Origin of the sequence: Amycolatopsis sp. 505 (assembly GCF_031625235.1) — a bacterium.
Lineage (GTDB): Bacteria > Actinomycetota > Actinomycetes > Mycobacteriales > Pseudonocardiaceae > Amycolatopsis.
Genome location: NZ_JACKQP010000003.1, coordinates 622,789 through 641,639 on the forward strand (window position 1 = coordinate 622,789; position 18,851 = coordinate 641,639).

Genomic DNA, 18,851 nt, shown 5'->3' on the forward strand with positions numbered 1-18,851 from the left:
GTATCGCACGCCGGTGAGGTCTTCGGAGACGGCCCAGAGGCGTTGCTGCACGGTCAAGTCGTAGGAGCCGGGGCTGGAGGTGACCAGCTCCGGGTGGCCGCGTCGCCCGGCCAGGCCGTCGGGGCCGTAGTACTGCCCGCCGAGGACGGCCGCCGAGGTGCTCGATCCGCTCCTGCACCCGGTTCAAGCCGCTCCATCACCACATCGACGATCCACCACCACCCGGCTGACTGCCGTTGCAGTACTAGACGGCGTCCTGCCACCGGACGTGGGGCCCGCCGGCGGTACGGGCGTGGCCCAGCCGGTCGGCCGCGTCGGCTTCGGCGGCCGTCACCTCCTGGTTGCGGTACAGCGTCGCGGCGGCGCGGAACCATTGGGCCGCCGTGATCTCGTTGTCCGCCAGCAGGCTGATCTCGCCCAGCACACGCAGCGCGTTCGCCTGGCCGTGGGCGTTGTGGTGCCTGCGGTGCAGGTACAGGGCCGCGTGACAGTGGCGGCGGGCGGTTTCGTGGTCGCCGAGGCGGGTGGCGTGGCGGCCGGCCGTGGTGAGGGCGTCCGCCTCCCACACCGGCAGGTCCGCCCGGCGGCACAGCCGGACCGCGCTGATCGCGTAATCCAGGGCCTGCCGGTCGTCGCCGCGGCGGCCCCAGGCCCACGCCAGCTGGTAGTGCGTGTGGGCCTCGTCGCCGGTGTTCCCGTGCCGCTGGGCCAGGTCCATCGCCAGCTGCAGGTGCTCGACCGCCTCGTCGTGCCGTTCCAGCTCGACGCAGGCGGCGCCGAGCCGGCGGTGGGCCACCGTGCGGGCCGCCGGGTCGGGCAGGTGGCGGGCGGCGTCGAGCGCCGTCCGCCACACCACCGCCTGCTCGCGGTGGTGGCCGCGGCGGGTCTGGAACGTCAGCAGGACCCAGGCCAGCTGCCAGACGACCGCGTGCATCCCGGCATCCGCCGCGGCCTGCTGGACGGCCAGCAGGTTGGCGTGCTCGGTGTCCAACCAGGACAGTGCCGCCGCGACGTCGCCCACCGGGTGCGGCCGGACGACGGCCGGGGCGAGCCGGATCGGCAGGGCGTGCGGGTTCAGCAGGCGCTCGGCGGTGTAGGCGGTGTGCAGGTGGAAGTCGGTCAGCCGGCGCAGGGCGGCCGAGCCGGGGTCGGCGCCCGCCGACCGGGCACTGGACCGGATCAGCTCGTGCATCCGGTACCGGCCGCGCGGGTGCTGGCCGAGCAGGGACGCCTCCTCCAGCGCGCGCAGGGCGGCGCCCGCCTCGGCCGGCCGGAGACCGGTGAGGGCGGCGGCGGCCGGCACGCCGATGTCCGGCCCGGGCGCCGTGCTGAGCAACCGGATCACCGTCCGGTCGCGGTCGGACAGCGCGCGGTAGGACCACGACAGGACCGCGGGCAGGCTGGCGACCGGGTCGTCGTCGGCGAGGGCGGCCGCGCCCTGGCGGCGCAGTTCGGCGGCGAGCTCGGTGAGCGGGACGTCCGGGTGCAGCTGGGCGCGGGTGGCGATGATCCCCAGCGCGAGCGGGAAACCGCCGCACGAGGCAGTCAGCTCGGCCACCGCCGCCGCCTCGGTGCGCGCCCGGCCGCCCAGCCGCCGGGCCAGCAGGGCGCGGGACTCGTCGTCGGCCAGGACGTCCAGGTGCAGCCGGCCGGCTCCGTGCGCGGTGGTCAGCCCGGTCAGCCACCGGCGGCTGGTGACGAGCACGACACAGTGCCCGCTGCCGGGCAGCAGGGCCCGGACCTGGCCGGCGTCCGCGGCGTTGTCCAGCACCACGAGCAGGCGTTTGCCGGCGGTGACGCTCCGGAACAGCGCCGCCTGGGCGTGCGGTTCGGCGGGCAGCCGGTCCGGATCGGCCCCCAGCGCGGCGAGGAAGCCCCGCACCGCCACACCGGAATCCATCGGGCCGCCGCGGTCGGCGCCGAAGCCGCGCAGGTCGACGAACAGCTGGCCGTCGGGGAACCGGCCGGCGTTGCGGTGCGCCCACTCCAGCGCCAGCCACGTCTTGCCGATCCCGCCGGCCCCGCTGACGACGGCGATCGGGCTCGCGCCGTCGGGCACCGGCGATCCGGCCAGGAAATCCGTCAGCCGGGCCAGGCAGGCTTCACGGCTGGTGAAGGGGGTGGGCCGCGGCGGCAGTTGCCGCGGCACGGGCACCGGCGGCGCCGGAGGGGACGCCGTGAGGTCCGGATCCGCGGTCAGCACGCGCTGGTGCAGCTCCCGCAACGCCGGGCCCGGGTCGGCGCCGAGCTCGTCGGCGAGCCGGGTGCGCACCCGCTGGAACTCCGCGAGAGCCTCGGCCGGGTGACCGGCCAGGTACCGCGCCAGCATGAGCTGCCCGGCCACGCGTTCGTCCAGCGGATGTGCAGCGGCCCGGGCGGTCAGCTCGGACAGCAGGCCGGCGTCCCGGCCCAGTCGCAACGCCAGGTCGATGCGGTCGGCGTCGGCGGTGAACCGCTCCATCGCCAGGCCTTCGCGCACGGCGGCGAGCCACGGGACGTCCACGTCGGCGAAGGCCTCGCCGGACCACAACGCCGAGGCCTGTTCCAGGAGGGCCCAAGCGGTCTGCTCGTCGGGTTCGCTGCGGGCGCGCCGGACGAGGTGGCGGAACTCGTGCAGGTCGATACGGCCGGGTTCGACCAGCAACGCGTACCCGCCGCCCCGGCGCTGCAGTTCCACGCCGCCACCGGGCGGCAGCTGCTGCCGCAGCCGGGACACGTAGTTGCTGACCACCTGCCGGGCCCGCAGCGGCGGCCGGTCGCCCCACACCCGGTCCACCAGCTGGTCGGTCGACACGACGAGGTTGGCCTCCACCAGCAGCACCGCCAGCACGCACCGCTGCCGCGCGTGGCCGAGGGCCACCCGGGCGCCGCCGTCCGTGGCGGTCACTTCGCCGAGCACCCGGAACCGCAGCACGCGTCAGTCCCGCCCACGGCGGCTGACCAGGCGATTCCACGCCGGTGGTGTATTCCCGGTGAAGACGTCGGCCAGAGTCTTCGACGTACTCGGTTCAGCCAGCACCTGCAATCCCCCCGCGTCCGGGATAGCAGACCTGGACGGCGCCTTGGGCGAACCTCCGTTCGATTCACGCGATCGGCGGAGCGGCCTCGGGCGCCGGGGGTTCCACGAAGGGGAGGTTCCACGCATGAGGAAGTCCGGTATCTGGGCGAGTGGCACGCTGGCCGTCGCGGCCATGGTGGCCACGGTGACCCCGGCCGTCGCGGCGCCCGCCACGAGTCTCGCGGCGACGTCCATCTTCACGGCCTACGAGAAGGGCGGGATGACGGGGCGGAAGGCGTTCATCGAAGGCTGTGGTGAACACTCGATCCCGTACCACGGCTCGTACGAGTGGGACGCGCGAGGACAGAGCGGCCACCTGTTCAACCAGGGCAGCACCGTGCCGCACTACCGCCTGTCGAGCAGCGTCGACACCAGCCAGCGGACCGGCTTCGCCTGGGTCAAGATCCTGATCGTCTGCTGAGCTCCGGCCCGGCGACCGGCCGCTTCCGCCGGGGGAACGGGGAGCGGCCGGTTGCCGGAGGTGAGCGAGCCGTCCCGCGTCGCCAGGTCGATCGGGGACGTCTCCGGCCGGACCGGAGCGCGCCGGCGAGGGGGTGGCCGGCGCGCTGCGGTCCGTGCCCACCCGGTTGTCCCCGTGGACGCGGCGGGAACCTCGATCACCGGTGCCGGTACAGCAGCCACACGAAGGACGGCCGGGGGCTGCCCGGGGGCGATGACCGTGCGGCCCAACCATTGCGCTTGATCCGTTCCCCGGCCGCCGCCAGGACGACCTTGGCCGGATCGGGCCGGACCCCGAGCGTGCGCATGGCGGCCTGGAACGTGCGCACGTCCTCCGCGACGCCGTCCGCGACCTGCGCCAGCGAGCTGGTCGCGCAGGTGGCGGGGTGCGGCCCCCGTCGTCGGTCGCCGTTCCGCTGCGGTCCGTCATGACCCGCGCACCCCGCTCAATCCCCGCTGACGGCGGTGAGCAGGCTGCGCTCGCGGACCGCGGACGCCGACAGCGTCTTGTAGCCGTGGTCGTCGAACACGACTGTCACCGTGTCGTCGTCTGCGGACATCACGATGCCGCGACCCCACTCCGCGTGCTCGACGCCGCTGTTGACCGGGAAGTCCCCGCCATCGGACGACACCGCTTCGGCGGTGCCCGCGATGCAGGTGTCGCAGTTGCCGCAAGGTTGCTCGAGCTGCTCCCCGAAGTAGCCGAGGAGGAACTGGCGGCGGCACCCGGTCGTTTCGGCGTAGCCGCGCATCATGTCGATCCGGGACCGGATCAGCCGCTGGTGCGCTTCGGCGGCCTCGACGCCCTGCTCGACGGCGTGTTCGGGGTCCACATCGGAATCGAGGTACTCGAGGCGGCCGTCGGCGGTGACGCCGACCGAGCCGGTCTGCTCCAGCAGGTTCACTGCCCTGGTGCGCTGGGCCGCCGAGACGCCGATCTCCCGGCCGAGCTCGGCCGGTTTCAGCGGGGTGTCGTGCTCGGCGAGGGTGGCGGCCACCTCGGCCAGCGCCTGCTCGGGTGCCTTCGCGGCGGTGAGGAACTTCTGCCTGCCCAGGTCCCGCGGCCGGTGGTACAGCGTGATCTCGGCCGGTTCGCCGTCACGGCCGGCCCGGCCGATCTGCTGGTAGTACGTGTCGAGCGATTCCGGCGCCGCCGCGTGCAGGACGAACCGCAGGTCGGCCTTGTCGATCCCCATGCCGAACGCCGACGTCGCCACCACCACGTCGAGCTCGTCACGCAGGAACTGCTCGTGCACCCGTTCGCGGTCGGCCGCTTTCATCCCGGCGTGGTAGGCCGCGACCCGGACGCCCTCCGCGGCGAGTTCCTCGGCGTAGGTTCCGGCGTCCTTGCGGCTGGTGACGTACACCAGCCCTGGACGCGTCGCAGGGTCGGCGGTCAGCGCCCGCGTGCGGGTGAGAACGGCTTGGTGGCGATCGTCGTCGTCCGGCAGCGGGTCCACGCCGAGACGCAGGTTGGGCCGGTCGAAGCTGGCGAGGACCTCCCGGTGGTCGCGCAGGCCGAGGCGGGTCACGATGTCGCTGCGCACGGGCAGGGCCGCGGTCGCCGTCAGGGCGATCACGCGGGGGTGGCCGAGCCGCTCGATCACCGGCGCCAGGCGCAGGTAGTCGGGCCGGAAGTCGTGCCCCCAGGCGGAGACGCAATGCGCTTCGTCGACGACGAACAAGGAGACGCCGAGCTCGGCGACGGCGTCGAGCACCTCGTCGGACGCCAGCTGTTCCGGGGACAGGAACAGGTATTCGGCGGTGCCCTCGCGCAGCGCCTCCCACGCGTGCTTGCGCTCGGCGGCGCGTTGTGCGGAGTTCAGGGCGACGGCCCCCGGGGCCCGGCTCTCTTCGATGCCCTCGATCTGGTCGTTCTGCAGGGCGATCAGCGGCGACACGACCAGGGTCGGGCCGTCCAGCAGCAGCGCGGGCACCTGGTAGATCGCCGACTTGCCGGCCCCGGTCGGCAGCACGGCGAGGACGTCGTGCCCGGCCATCACCTGCTCCATCGCGGCCAGCTGCTCGTCGGTGAGCTGGGACCAGCCGAAGGTGTCCGCTGCGATCCGCTGCAGTTCGTCGCGTCTTCTCGCCATCCGCCGCAAGTACCCGCGCCCCGCGGGCGAAAACACGCCGTATGGCTCGGCGATCGGCGGCTAGCCGGGAGCGGGCGGGGTACCTGCACCCATGACCCAAGTTCGAGGGACCAGCCGCGCGATGGCCGCGGACGCCGACATCGTCCTCAACACCGCCTCCGATCTCACTCGCGCCCCGGCGTGGCTGCCGGCCCCGGTGCAGGTGGTCGGCACCGGAGCCGGCACGGTCGACCTGCGGTGGCGGGAGGAGGGCGTGCACCGCTACGAGATCGACCTCGATGCGGCCGGGCACCGGCTGGCCTGGCACCCGGCCGGGGACGGCGCCTGGGCGGGTGAGCTGCGGGTCACCGAACAGGGTGCCGGGTCCAGCCGCGCGGAGTTGCTGGTGGAGGCCGGCGACGACGTCGACGCCGGCGAGGTGCGCACGGTGCTCGACGCGGCGCTGGAGGCCTTGGCCGCCGAAGTCGACCAGAACTTCACCGTGAGCTGACCGCACCACCGACACGGAAGGTGAGGCCCGGATGCCCAGGCGCTCGGAACCCGCGGTCGCCGCGTCCAGCCGGTGGACCGACGACGACGGCGTGCGCGCGCCCGGCGGATCCGTGCACGCTTGGCGGCCGGGGACCAACCAGACCCGGTGCGGACTGCCGTTGCACAAAGCCGGCTTGGAGCGGTTCCCGCACGTGTTGTGGATCGACGCCCGTTGGCTGGCCGACACGACCGACGAGCGCATGGTGCTCTGTCACCGGTGCGCCGCCGCGACCGGCGACCGTCCCGGGCGCCGGCGGTGGACCAGGGAGCGGCCGAGGCCCTGACAGAGGCTCGGCGGCCGGCTGCTTCGCGGTGGCGCTCGTCCCGAACTGCCGGCGCCGGTTCAGTCGCCGGAGCCCTGACGGTCCAGACGGGAGACGGTGCAGCCGGCCAGCCGGTCGCTCGCGTCCCGCGCGTGGGCTGCGCACAGCCTTGCGGTCACGCCGCCTTGGTCGGTCACCACCGCGGCGACCGGCTCCGCACACGGTGTGTGAAGCCGGTCGTAGTCCCACGCACCGGCGCAGCCGGGGTCGGTGCACCAGGCGCGTCCTCCGGCCGAGTGCAGCGTGACGCCGTGGGCCGGGCAGATGCCCCACGGAACGTCGCACAGGCCGGGGTCGCGGGCGACCCGGACCCGGGCCAGGTCCTCGGCCGTCCGGGAAATCTCGTCGGTGTAGTCGCTCAGGTCGTGGGTCGCCTTCGCGATGGGCCGGGCGAGGCGCTGCAGGTGGCCGTCGGGGGCGGTCCGCAGCCGGGCGGCCACCTCCGCGGTACGTGCCGCGAGCGCTTCAGCGTCGGCGGCGAGCGCACGCAGCTCGGCCGGCAAGGGCTCGGGCGTGGTCGGCTCAGGCATGCTCATCCTCGATGGTTTTGGGTGATCAATGAGCGCGGACTGCGCAAGTACCCCGAACCTCGTACCCCAAACCACGACCTGCCGGTCGACAACCCGAAAGTCCAGCCGTTCGCCGCACCCTGGGGTTGAACAACTGATGTCGTGCTCGACCTGCTGCCGCTCCGAGCTCGGCGACCCGCGCGGCGGCGATGACCGTCCGCGAGTACGGGCACTGGCAGCCGGCACCGACTTCCTCGAGTAGCGACCTCCAGACTCCGTCCGGTCGGGCTCCTGGTGCATACGGCCGAGCCGCTGGCGTGGTCCAGCGTGATCACCGGCGTCCGCCGGGAGTGCTCTTGGCCACTGTTCAAAGCGCCGGCGCCGGGGTATTCGCGAGACTGGAAGCAGTCGAAAGGACCGACGTGAACGAGAACCCCACGCCCCGGCTCGTCGCGAACCCGAACCGGATCCAGGTGCGGACCGAAGCGGACCTGCGTCGCGGGGCGCCGCCCGCGGAGCCCGAGGCCGAAGCAGTGTCCGAGCGGCACTGAGCCCGGTCCGGTGTGGAGTGTCCACACCGGACCGTATCCACTTACGGTGCCCAGGGGGCCGCGACGGTCCAGCTGCTGTCCGCCGTCACCGTCTGGGGACGGTCGGAGCCCGTTCCGCCACCGGAAGCGATGTAGACGGCGGAATCGAAGTGCCGCAGGAACGCGCCCGGGATGTTGAGCGACTCGAACGTCACGCCGGTGCCGCCCAGCCCCGGCCGCGTGCAGAACGTCGCGTCCGCGTGCATCAAGGCCGATCCGTCGTCGACCGAGTTGCGGACGCGCCCGTCCTGGTGCCGCAGGAACTGCCCGGGGTAGTTCACCGACTCGAACGAGTAGCACGACGACTCGCCGAGCCCGCGCCGCACCGTGTACGTCGCGTCCTGCTTGAGCAACGCGCTGCTGCCGCTGGTCACCACCTCGGTGTAGGCCAGGCCGCCCGCGTGCCGCAGGTAGCGGTCGGTGTAGCCCCACGTCGTCACCCGCAGCGACTGCCGCGCGTTCACCGCCAGGGGCACCGAACTGCGCCACAACGCCGGCGCCGAGACGTCCCACGTCGCGTCGGCGGCGAAACTCGTCGCGGTGTCCCACGGGTTCGGGCCGCCGCTCACGGCCAGGTACACGGTTTCGTCGTAGTGCCGCAGGTACCGGCCCGGCAGGTTCAGCGACTCGAACGACGTCCCGCCGGCGGCGAGACCCGGGCGGTCGCACCAGGTGGCGTCCGCGGCGAACGTACCGCCGGTGTCGCTGTCGATCCGGACCCGGTTGTCGGCGTGCCGCAGGAACTTCCCGGGGAAGTTGACCGATTCGAACGAGAAGCACCGCGGATCCGCGAGGCCCGCGACGGTCCGGAACGAGCCGTCCTGCCGCGGTCCGTCGGCGCTGCCCGTGGTCAGCACGTCGGTGCGGGCGAAGGAGTCCGCGTGCCGTAGGTACCGGTCGGTGTACCCGGGCGTGGTCACCCGGAACGACCGGATGTGCCCGAGCGTCAGCGGCACCGCGGCGTTCAGGTTCTTCGAGGCGTTGATCAGATCGGTGTGCGCCGCGCGGACCAGCCCGGTGTCGACCTTCTGCACCCGCCGGTCGTAGGTGAGCAGCCCGTTGTACTCGCCTTCGACGTCGGTGATCTCGGTGTAGACGAACGCCGACAGGCCCTTGGTGGTCATCAGCTGGCGCGCGTCGCGGACCATGCCGGTGTAGCGGTCGTTCAGCTGCGCCGCGCTCACCATCTGCTCGTAGGCGAAGAACTTGCCGGTGGGGCTGTACTCGTGCCCGGGGTTGCGCAGGCCGAGCCCGCCGAACTCGCCCAGCACCGACACCCGCGCCCCGGCCGGCCGGGGCGCGTCCGGCCCGGTGTACACGTGCCAGTCGATGATGTCCCCGGTGCCCGGATCACCCTTCGACGCGCAGCAATTGAACCCGCTGTGCGCGTCCACCAGCCGCGTCGGGTCCTGGTTCTTGATGTTCGTGGTGACGCGCCTGGTCTCGGCGAGGTTCCACTCGCCCCAGCCTTCGTTGAACGGCACGTAGGTGATGACGGCGGGGGAGAAGCGGTGCTCGTCGACGATCTCGCGTGCTTCGGTCTCGAACTCGGCGATCTGCGCCGGCGTGCGGTCGGCGTTCGCGTTCGTGGTCGACGGGATGTCCTGCCACACCAGCAGTCCCAGCTTGTCGGCCCAGTAGTACCAGCGGGCCGGCTCGACCTTGATGTGCTTGCGGACCATGTTGAAGCCCAGGTCCTTGTGCTTCTGCAGGTCCGACGCCAGCGCGGCGTCGGTCGGCGCGGTGTACAGGCCGTCGGGCCAGAAGCCCTGGTCCAACGTGCCGACTTGGAACACGAACTCGCCGTTGAGGGTCGGGCGCAGCACGCCGTTGACGTTCTTGGTGCCGACCTCGCGCATGCCGAAGTAGCTGACGACCTGGTCGACGGTCGTGCCCGCGGCGTCGCGCAGCGACACGCGCAGGTCGTAGAGGAACGGGTCGTCGGGTGACCACCGCCGCGCGTTCGGCACCGGCACCGAGAACTCGGTGAAGCCGCCGGTCGCGCTGCCGGCGACGGCCCCGCCGGTCACCGCCTCGGCGAGCACGGAGTAGCCGCTGACGTCGCCGCGGCCGAACACCCGCACGCGCGCGGTGTTGTCGGCCAGGTTCGGGCGGATGTCGACGGAGTAGATCGACGTCGGCGCGGTCGGTTCGAGCCAGACGGTCTGCCAGATGCCCGAAGTCGGCGTGTAGAAGATGTCCGACGGGGTGGTGGCCTGCTTGCCGACCGGCTGCTTCTCGTCGCGGCCGTTGGTCGGGTCGTAGACGCGCACGACGATCTCGTTCACCCCGCCGTTGAGCCGGGCGGTGATGTCGGCTTCGAACCGGTCGTAGCCGCCCTTGTGCGTGGCGACCTGGACGCCGTTGACCCACACGGTGGCTTCGTAGTCGACGGCGCCGAAGTGCAGCTGCACGTGCCGCCCGGCCCAGGCCGCCGGCACCGTGAAGGTGCGGCGGTAGAACATCAGGTCGCGGTTGTCGTTGCGCATGATGCCCGACAACGCCGACTCGACCGGGTAGGGGACCAGGATGCGCTCGGGCAGGGTCTGCCCGAGCGGCGGCGCGGCGTAGCGGTCGACGCTGCCGTTCGCGCCGGTGGCGGGGTTGAGGAACTCCCACTCACCGTTGAGCGACTGCCAGTCGGGCCGCGTCATCTGCGGCCGCGGGTACTCGGGCAGCGGGTTCGTGGTGCTCACCTGCGAGGTCCACGGCGTGGACAACGGCGGTGGCTTGGGTGCGACGGCGGCGTCGGCCGCCGGCACCACGGGAAGGATCGTGCACAGCAGTGCGAAGACCAGGACGAAGAGACGGCGCATCGGACTCCCCTTCGGACGCGCACGGAACCGCGCACCGGCCTGGCGGGGACGGCGAAGCACTCCGGGCGGGCGGGCACGCCGAGCCCGGAGCACTACCGCGGGCCCGTCAACCGAACGTAACACGGAACACGGACAAACGGAACAGAGCAAAATCCACCAGACAATCAACACGTGACGGCTTGGCTGCTACCTCCACGCACGAAGCCCGCCGGCGGTTGAGTCTCCGTCGTGGGCAGGACGTCGATTCGCGCGGGTGATGTTCTCGACGGCCCAGCCGGTGCCCGCGCGCGTCCGGGCGCGGGCTTCCGCACCGGGGTTCGCCGCCGCAACGCAGGTAGGGCTCGACCTCGATTGCCCGCCCGAAGTCGGGGGCGTCGATCATGTTGCTGCCGCCGATGTACAGACCGACATGGTGGACGCGCCCGGGAGAAGATGCGTCACCGGCGGACTGCAAGTCGGTATCCCATTGTCGGCACGCGCGGGTTCGTCACGACCGACGTGAGATCTTCGTTCGTCGGCTTGCAGTACCTGTCGGCGCTCGCCCGTGGGCGCGCATTCGACGACGAATGTCTCGCTGCGGCCGACGACGTGCAGTGCGACGACGTCGATGTTCACGACAGGCTCGTGCCTGGTAATCCGCACGAACACCTGCACGCCGTTGCTGCCTTCGGATCCTGCTAGTCCGCCGACGATGTAGAAGGCCTGTACGCGAAGCCGCTCGGCGTCTCGGCGGCTCTCGCGCCGCCGCTCGTCGCTGGCGACCCGGAGGGCCACCCACGCTGCGATCAACGCGCCCAGGCCGCCGAACCACTGGCCAACGCCGGCCCAGTCGCCGGGACTCAGCCACCGGCGGAGGGTATAGGTCACGAGAACGACAAAGGCAATCGTGCCAAAGATTGCCCACGTCGACTTTCTGACGTCCCTGATCGATCGGCGCTCTCGTCTCATGATTACCGTCCTCACGGTGGCCGTCTACGGGGCCGTTCGGGACGCGCTCAAGCCTTTCCTGACATCTCCCCTCGGTGCGGCCAAAGCTGCGATGATCACCGCATACGGTGCGCGGCACGCTAGTTCGACGGCCCCGGCGATGCCCAGAACAGCATATGCGACACCCCACGCCGGACCAGGCAGCAGACGGAAAGCAAAGCGCCAGGCGGGCGGGTCGTTCGGTGCGGCGCCCGGTCCGGGGTTCGGCGCCCTTCTGCGACAGTTCATGAGAAGAGAATCGCCGTGCGCAGGTGAGGTGCCAAGCCCTGACACGTAATTTTTTCGATTAATCGCGGTGGTGCACGGCGCCTTAAGGCACCGTGTACGCGCCGTCACCGGATGCATGTGGTGGCGCTCGTCCAGGCCGTCGGCTTGCGGGTTGCCGGGGCCTTGCACGTGCCAAAAACGCATCCATGCAAGTCGAGTGCCACCGTGGGTGGTCTTTCACCCTCCGAAATGATCACGTTTCCTGCTGGTTCGCTTCGCATATCCCGCTGCACCCTTTCTTTTCGGTGCCGCTTCAAATGGCTCATGGACGAGGCTATCGATTCTTTCGAGATCCTATTGACTGTCGGTCGTGTCGTCGGCGTGGATAGGTGCGTGCTGCGGCGAACACTTCCCGGACCCGACTCGATTGTTCGACAACAAGGATGGAGTACGTGTGTCGCCGAGGATCTTGAAGGACCAGTCCGCCGCCAGGGTGTTGCCGCATCACCGGTTTGGGAAGCACTACCGGTCCACCTGTGGCGATGTCGCCGAGATCGTGCGGTTCAGTGCTGCTCCGGTGAAGCCGCCGCGGGGGCGGGTGTCCGTTGCGGACGCTGCCCAGGATTGGCCCACGGCAGGAAGAGCCCGGCACGGGGAGTGGCGTGCCCGGTACGAGCGTCCCGATGGGACGTGGGGCCACAGGTCAGGTTCCCCCGCCAAGAAGGCGGACGAGGAGTGAGTCGCTGCCGTGCCCCGCGGCTGGAGCCGAACACGGTCGCGAAGTACCGCTCCCTCCGAACACCCAGTTGCTTCCACAATGGAAGGCATGGCCGCTGATCGCGGTGCGTGCGCGGATGATTCCGGCCAACCCGTGCAGCGGTGTCCGCGTGTCCATGGGTGAGTTCGACGCCGAGCGGTTGGTCGCCACGCCGGCGCAGGCGTGGCGGGCCGCGATGCGGCTCCACGAGATGGGGCTGGGGATGTCGAGGTTCGTGCTGTGCCCAGCTGATGGACAGCCATCGGGACCGTTCGTGCTGTGCAGCCGAAAAGGGCATCCGCGGCGGCGATCGAACTTCCGGATCCGGTTCTGCGGCCGGCGTGGGACGGAGTCGAGTTCGACGATGCCGGGGCGGGGGAGCGGCGCCCGCCCGATCCTCCGACGTCCACCTTTCACGAGGGCCGCCACACCCACAGCACATGGGTCTACGAACACCTGACGCCGGCGATGGTGAACCAGATCCTGGACGCCCTGGAGGAACGCCGGCTGCGGTCTCTGGCGTCCCTGTATCCGGGGGAGCGGGCCAAGCTGGTTCCCGCACTTGCGGTCGCGGCGTTTGGACGACGGCCCGGGGCCCCATCGCCATCTGACGACTGAAGCCCCGCCCCTCCGGGGAGGGACAGGGCGTCTGACCTGCAAAAACTTGTGGTGCGCGATACTGGGATTGAACCAGTGACCTCTTCCGTGTCAGGGAAGTGGAAACCATGGTTAAACCAGGTCAAATGCGTATCGCGGCAGGTTGTGGCCCGGCATGTTCCCCGGAGGGGCTGGCTCAGCGACGTCGCCGCGGGTTGCCGTCGCCGAATAGTCGCCAGATCAGTCGACGGGCTCCATGTGTCCGCGACTGGCCGATCAGGTGCTGAGTAGGCGGACAACGGCTCAGTAATGCTCGGTGTAACAATCCGGTTTCCATGCGTTGATTGGTGTCGCTTGGCGTCTTTGGCTGAACGGCGGCAGCCCGCGTGTTGCTCCGAGGGCTTCCGAAGTTCGGGTTCGGTGCCTATCGAAGGTTCAGGAACGGGCGCATTCGGGCTGTCGGAGCGGATGGGCCAACGATCAGGCCGCGGCGCTGACCCGCGACGAGATCAAGGTGGATCTGGCGCTCCCGCCGTCCGACTCGGACACGGTCACGTTCGGCTAGGTCCATCCCGAGCCGCCGGTACCGCGCGCCGGATGACACGTTGTCGAGCTAATCGAGTTGTCCGCGGCGTAGACCCTCGCGGAATCCGTCGACGTCTGGAAAGAGCACGCGCCGTCGACGGTTGTATGTGCGTTTCAGAGGGTCGCGCAGTTTGTCCTTGACGGTGGCGGGGATCACGATCGCACAGAACGGGAGGCTGGCCGGGCGTCCCGGCCCGCTCTCCGTTGAGAGGAGTTTGCTCAGCTTGTCGGCGCCTGGCGCTGGCCCCATCGGGTTCAAGCCCATCACTCCGGGTGCCTTGTGCTGCTTCGGAACCGCACAGCCGAGAAAAAACCCTTCTTGTGCTTTCATGCGCTCGTCCGGCAGAGCTGGGAACGCTCGGAACATTTGACGGTCTGCGGCTGACTTCTTCAACGCCTCCTCGTAGGCTGACCCGAGGGGATTTGACATGTCGCCCCACGTGCGAGCGCCATGCTGGAACGTCTCGTACCATGGTGTCTTGGTGACGTCGATCGCGAACAGGACGCCATCGGATTTCGGTACCTTGCCGTCTTCGTGGGACTCTTGCTGTTCTGTTGCGAACCATAGTGCGGTCATCGGGTTGGCGGTCACGTCGATCAGACGGGTCGGGACGCCGTGGTGCTGGAGAACGGCCAGCATGTGCATGTCCGTGGCTGACGGTCCAAGGTCGCGGCCAAGACCCCAGCGGCGAGCTTCAGTGAGGATGTCCAATTCACGGGATCGAATGCGCTCCTCTGTCACCTCTTCGCCCGTGCCTCGAATCTCGCGGAACAAGGATGCACTGAAGTCCCAAGCCGCGTCGTTCTGGCCTCGCCACGCGTACGTGCGATCCTGCGCCAGCAAGGCGATACGGCTGATCAGCTTGAGAAGCTGGTGGGGTGTTTCGACTTTGATTCCCCAGCCATCAGCAAGCCAATTCTTGAACGTTGGTGGTCTCACCAGTTCACGATAGCTCTGTGAGGCTTCTTTTGCAGAGCGCACTTGCGGGCCGCCGAAATCACTCTTTCGTGTAGGAGGGGTAGTGGCATAGAACCCAACCACTGTGTTGCCAACAGGCGGCAGGTCGCCGCGACGTTGCCGCTGATCTCTTCGGTATGACGCAGGACGGCCAGACGCCGGCTCGCGCGCCTGACCAGGTCCTTCTCACTCCACACTCGCGCAGCCATGGGCCTCCCTTGATCAGGAACCCAGACTGTCAACAACCTCTGTCAGTTTTAGATCTAGGGCATTGTGGACTCCGGCTGTCAGTGCTTCACCCACGATACGGGCTGTCGCGTCAGTTTTCGGCGATACGGACCCCGGGCTAAGCTGCATCACGGTGCTCGATCGGGTTGAGGAGGACAGTGCCGGGTAGCGTGCCAGTGGGGTTGGATCGTTACGTCCGGCGGTCCACCGAGGGAGTCGACGGCGTCCTCGACGAGGACGGATTTCTCCAGGTGCCGATTGCGGAGACCTTCCGGTGGTATGGCGGCCCGCAACCCATCCCGGTGGTCGGCTTGGCGGGCTCAGGCAGCTTTGTTTTGCTCGCGCCGGGTGGTGCCGGCAAGACGACGGTCCTCAATGCCCTGAGAAGCAGCGAGCCGGCCGCGACGGTCGTGGACCTCAGCCTGCACGACAGGAGCGGGATGCATCGCGAGTTGGCCGCGGCGGTCGACCTCGGCCGGCCTGTCTACCTCGACGGGCTGGACGTCGCCGCTCGGGAAGATCCTGCCGCGCTTCGCATTCTGCAGGCCCATCTTGTGAAGCCCGAAGCGCGCGCGGTTCCCTGGCGGCTGGCCTGCCGCCCGGCCGCGTGGGACACGCGCCTGACCGCTGCGTTGTCCGGCGCTCTGGCCGACTTCCACGAGTTTGTGCTTTTGCCCTTGGACCGCGCCGCGGGCTGCGGCGCTGTGCGAACGAGTGGGCGCGCCGGCTGGCTTTGTTGACGTCGTGACCAAGGCGAAGCTCGGCCGTTTGGCAGCCTCGGCGCTGTGGTTCCAAGCCGCTGCGGAGCGGTGGCGAGACAGCGAAACACTGCCCGCCAGCCCATTGGCCGCGATCGAGTACGAGGTCGGCCGTCTCTTGGCCGACTCCGGCACGACGGCCAGTCCAACGCTCCCGCTCGACCGGAAGCGTCGCATCGCCATGCGCATGGCCGCGATGGCTGTCTTCGGCGGCATCAATCGTTTTGCTCGTTCCGGCGAGTCGGCGGCGGGCCGTTGCCCGGTGGGGACACTTCCGTCCACTGCCGAACCGGATGAGCCGGGGGTGCCGGTCGGACCGGATATGTACTCCGAAGTGCTCGATACGGCACTCTTCGATGCGGCGCCCGGCGGCACGGTGGCTTTCCGGCATGAGCAGTACTCGGAGTACCTCGCTGCGCGGTACGTGACCGGCCGCGACAGCGTCACTCGCGCTCAGATCAGGGACCTGCTCCGAGCGGGACCGGATGGGCAGGTGCCTGGGGTTTTCGGTGGAGTCCTGGCCTGGCTGCTCGCTCTCCGGCTCGAGCTGGCGGATGATCTCGTCACGGCGAACGCCCCCTTGCTGGCTCAAACCGGAGTGGAACTGCCGTCTGACGAAGTCCGCGGCTTGATCACCTCGGCGCTGCTCGAGACCGCACGAGCCGGCGACACCGAGCCGGAGTGGGGATACGAACTGTCTCCGCTGGTGCATCCGGCGCTTCAATCCACCCTCTGTCGGCACCTGGCCGCTGGTTTGACGGACGCCGGGCACCTGTGGTGGGTCGCTCGGCTGACCGAAGCGGCACGGTGCCCCGGTGTTGCGGAATCCCTTCTCGCGGAAGCGTTGACGGAGAAGTGGCCGGCCTGGGCACGCCGTCAGGCAGTAGCCGCGGTCGCGGCCGGTGGAGATCTCGCCACGGTCAACGCCTTGTCTCCGCTGCTGAGGCTCGACGCCGAGCGAGACCCGGATGACGACTTGCTGGCCTCGGCGATTGAAGCCCTGTATCCGCGGTTGCTCAGCACCACGGCACTGCTGGAGGTGCTGCGCCCGCGCACCAATCGCTCCCTGGTCGGTGCCTACCTTGTGTTGCTGACCCGCTTGCCCGAGCTGTTCGCGGTCGGCGATCTGCCGGAGATCCTGGAGTGGGCTTCCGAGTTGACGGCCATCGCTGGCGACGGCTACGGCCTGTTTCCGGAGCGGCTCGTCGATATCGCCTGGCGAAACCGGCGGGTCTACGGCGTCCTGCCGGCCTTGGCGCGTCTGGTCGCGCGACTGATAGCACCGTCGTCAGGCGTCCGCTGGACCCACCGCCGGAAGCTGCCCTGGGAAGCGGCTGCCGACGAGGAGAGGCGCTCGCTTCTGGTTCTTATCGCACGGAATATTAGTCCGGAGAATGTGTACGACCTGATCACATTTCACCTCGCCGGTGATGACGACGTCGACTATCTTCTCGCGACCTTGCCGATGCTACCCGCGGAGAGCTGGCCGGTGCTCGTCGAGACCCTTGGCTGTGTCTTTCGCGAACCCAACCGCGTCCAGGCCGATGCTGTCCTGATGATGTCGGAGGACCATCCCGCCTTCGCTGCGACGGCGGGCTTTCGTGGCGCAGTGAACCCCGACTCGTCGTTTTCAGAGCAGCGTCGTCGAACTCGCCGACGCGAGCTACTCAAGGAAAAAGAAGCTGACGACCAGGTCCGCCGTCAGCGAGACCGTCTGACCGAGGCGATCGCCGCCGCCGACGCCGATGCCACCGAGTGGTGGACGATTGCTCGTGCCTTGGCCCGGGAGGGGCACGATCGTGACGATCTGTTCACTCAGGACCTCACCTCCCGCTCCGGTTGGAAGCTTCTGGACGAGTTGGAACGCGAGACTGTGTTCAAGATCGGCTTCCGATACCTCGAACGACACCAGCCAACTACCGGTCCCGAACATCTAGATCACATCAATGACCTTGATGTCATACCCGACTGGTCCGGTGTTTATTTCCTCACGACGCTGGCTGCTCACCGGCCGGAAGCTGTCCGAGGACTCGACGTCGAGGTGTGGCGGCGTTGGGCTTCACCCATTGTCACGGCGTGGAACAACGACCACGATGACAACGGCCGAAAACTTCGGCAGGCCCTACTCGGGCTCGCCCAACCGCCTGCTCGTGTCGCTCTGGCCGACGCTGCGCTCGCCGCGTTGCCGGCCGAATCCGATTTTCTCCCCCAGCATGCTACCTACCGGAGTCTCACCCCGGAGCTGGCTTCGAGGCTGGCGACGCGTCTGCTTCGAGGCGATCACTACGGACCTCTCGGCGTAAATCTCGTAGGCCTACTCGTCAAAGAGGCTCCGGCTACCGCCTCCGAATTCTGCCTGCGCCTTTGGGAGACGGGGCAGGCCATGTTGGCGGACGCTGCCCTGCGTGGCCTCGCCGAGCACGACCCGGACTTGGTCTTCAAGCTGTACGACGAGCACAAGCTTGACGCCGAGGAGTTGGCGAATGTGGCGCCTTGCTTCGAGGTTGCCGCCTTGAGCGATCCAGGTGTCGGTTTACTTGCCCGAATACTCGTCGATCGGCATCCGCCGCATCAGGATCCGCCATGGAGCGAACGTCCGAACGGAAACTGGGAGGTAGTGCGGGCCCGCGATCGAGTGCTCGGCGAAGTTGTCGCACGCGGCTTCGTCAACGTTCTCGAAGACCTGCACAAGGATCAGCACGAGACCGATCGATGGGTTCTTGCTCGCTATCTTCGGCAGGCGAGGGCCCGCGCCCGCGACATGGCCTTCAGCCCGGTCGCACCCGCCGAACTACTGCAGCTCCTCGGACGCGCCGACGCGCGACTGGTGGGCAACGACGAGGACCTGCAGAGCGCAGTGATCGAGGCCCTTCGCGATCTTCAGCACACTCTCCGTCGCGACTCTCATCGTGACGTATGGAATCTCGGGGACGTCGCGACCCCTCAGTCCGAAGACGACATCTCCGACTGGGTGCGGCGCAACCTGGAGCAACGCCTAGGCGGTGGCTCGGTCGTCGGCCGCGAACTTCAAGTGCGGCGCCTCAACGACAAGGGAATCGGCACTCGCGCGGACCTGACAATAGTCGTGTCGACAGCTACCCAGCCCCGTCGCCAGATCATGGTGATTGTTGAAGCGAAACTCGTCAATCACCGTGAGCTGTTCACGGCCATGCGCGCGCAACTGGCCGAGCGATATCTCGAGCCGATGGGTCTGCGATGTGGTATCTACCTGGTGTATTGGGTTGACCCGGCGCAGCGTCCGCAGTCTTGGCGGGGCGTCCGATCGGACCTGACCGTTCTCTTCGGCGAGCTAGCGGAGCAGGCGCGTGGCCTTGAACCCAAGTTCAGGGTGGTTCCTTTTGTACTGGACATCAGCCGTCCAGTCTCTTGAG

The 18,851-nt window shown here is 69.2% G+C and carries 13 protein-coding genes and 1 tRNA gene; 6 read left to right on the plus strand and 8 right to left on the minus strand.

Annotated features, from left to right (window positions below; all coding sequences use genetic code 11):
• Window positions 1-244: 244 nt before the first annotated feature.
• Window positions 245-2,914, minus strand: coding sequence for a BTAD domain-containing putative transcriptional regulator (locus tag H5965_RS14435; protein WP_310970206.1), 2,670 nt, complete (start codon window positions 2,912-2,914; stop codon window positions 245-247).
• A 229-nt stretch (window positions 2,915-3,143) separates the two neighbouring features.
• On the opposite strand from H5965_RS14435, the gene H5965_RS14440 reads away from it, so the two are divergent.
• Entirely contained in the window at window positions 3,144-3,479 is a 336-nt protein-coding gene (locus H5965_RS14440; protein WP_310970207.1) for a hypothetical protein, read from the plus strand.
• 196 nt (window positions 3,480-3,675) lie between these two features.
• Here the strand turns inward: H5965_RS14440 and H5965_RS14445 are convergent, their stop codons facing one another.
• Window positions 3,676-3,846, minus strand: coding sequence for a hypothetical protein (locus H5965_RS14445; RefSeq protein ID WP_310970208.1), 171 nt, complete (start codon window positions 3,844-3,846; stop codon window positions 3,676-3,678).
• Between the two features lie 117 nt (window positions 3,847-3,963).
• The gene (locus tag H5965_RS14450) at window positions 3,964-5,613 is read right to left on the minus strand and encodes a RecQ family ATP-dependent DNA helicase (RefSeq protein ID WP_310970209.1); all 1,650 of its coding nucleotides are present in this window, start codon (window positions 5,611-5,613) and stop codon (window positions 3,964-3,966) included.
• A gap of 91 nt (window positions 5,614-5,704) precedes the next feature.
• Here H5965_RS14450 and H5965_RS14455 point away from each other — a divergent pair, with 91 nt between their 5' ends.
• Together H5965_RS14455 and H5965_RS14460 are read left to right on the plus strand one after the other, a co-directional pair.
• Window positions 5,705-6,103: a hypothetical protein gene (locus H5965_RS14455; protein ID WP_310970210.1), complete on the plus strand. Its 399-nt coding sequence runs from the start codon at window positions 5,705-5,707 to the stop codon at window positions 6,101-6,103.
• Window positions 6,104-6,134: 31 nt separating this feature from the next.
• Window positions 6,135-6,428 carry a hypothetical protein gene (locus H5965_RS14460; protein ID WP_310970211.1) on the plus strand — a complete coding sequence of 98 codons (294 nt, stop codon included), beginning with the start codon at window positions 6,135-6,137 and terminating at the stop codon, window positions 6,426-6,428.
• A 59-nt stretch (window positions 6,429-6,487) separates the two neighbouring features.
• Here H5965_RS14460 and H5965_RS14465 read toward each other — a convergent pair whose 3' ends face one another.
• Complete coding sequence (locus H5965_RS14465; RefSeq protein WP_310970213.1) at window positions 6,488-6,997, minus strand: hypothetical protein; 510 nt, start codon at window positions 6,995-6,997, stop codon at window positions 6,488-6,490.
• A gap of 401 nt (window positions 6,998-7,398) precedes the next feature.
• On the opposite strand from H5965_RS14465, the gene H5965_RS14470 reads away from it, so the two are divergent.
• Window positions 7,399-7,527: a hypothetical protein gene (locus H5965_RS14470; RefSeq protein WP_310970215.1), complete on the plus strand. Its 129-nt coding sequence runs from the start codon at window positions 7,399-7,401 to the stop codon at window positions 7,525-7,527.
• A gap of 41 nt (window positions 7,528-7,568) precedes the next feature.
• Here H5965_RS14470 and H5965_RS14475 read toward each other — a convergent pair whose 3' ends face one another.
• From H5965_RS14475 to H5965_RS14490, 4 genes are all read right to left on the minus strand, one after another.
• Window positions 7,569-10,382 (minus strand): AbfB domain-containing protein, encoded by a 2,814-nt coding sequence (locus H5965_RS14475; RefSeq protein ID WP_310970217.1) that lies wholly within the window; start codon window positions 10,380-10,382, stop codon window positions 7,569-7,571.
• Window positions 10,383-10,760: 378 nt separating this feature from the next.
• Entirely contained in the window at window positions 10,761-11,330 is a 570-nt protein-coding gene (locus tag H5965_RS14480) for a hypothetical protein (protein WP_310970218.1), read from the minus strand.
• A gap of 1,670 nt (window positions 11,331-13,000) precedes the next feature.
• A tRNA-OTHER gene (locus H5965_RS14485) sits at window positions 13,001-13,090 on the minus strand.
• A gap of 453 nt (window positions 13,091-13,543) precedes the next feature.
• On the minus strand, window positions 13,544-14,455 hold the full coding sequence (locus H5965_RS14490) for an FRG domain-containing protein (RefSeq protein WP_310970219.1): 912 nt from the start codon (window positions 14,453-14,455) through the stop codon (window positions 13,544-13,546).
• A 428-nt stretch (window positions 14,456-14,883) separates the two neighbouring features.
• On the opposite strand from H5965_RS14490, the gene H5965_RS14495 reads away from it, so the two are divergent.
• Window positions 14,884-15,441 (plus strand): hypothetical protein, encoded by a 558-nt coding sequence (locus H5965_RS14495; RefSeq protein WP_310970221.1) that lies wholly within the window; start codon window positions 14,884-14,886, stop codon window positions 15,439-15,441.
• Window positions 15,442-15,445: 4 nt separating this feature from the next.
• Window positions 15,446-18,850, plus strand: a complete 3,405-nt coding sequence (locus H5965_RS14500; protein WP_310970222.1) for a hypothetical protein — start codon at window positions 15,446-15,448, stop codon at window positions 18,848-18,850.
• Window position 18,851: the final 1 nt, after the last annotated feature.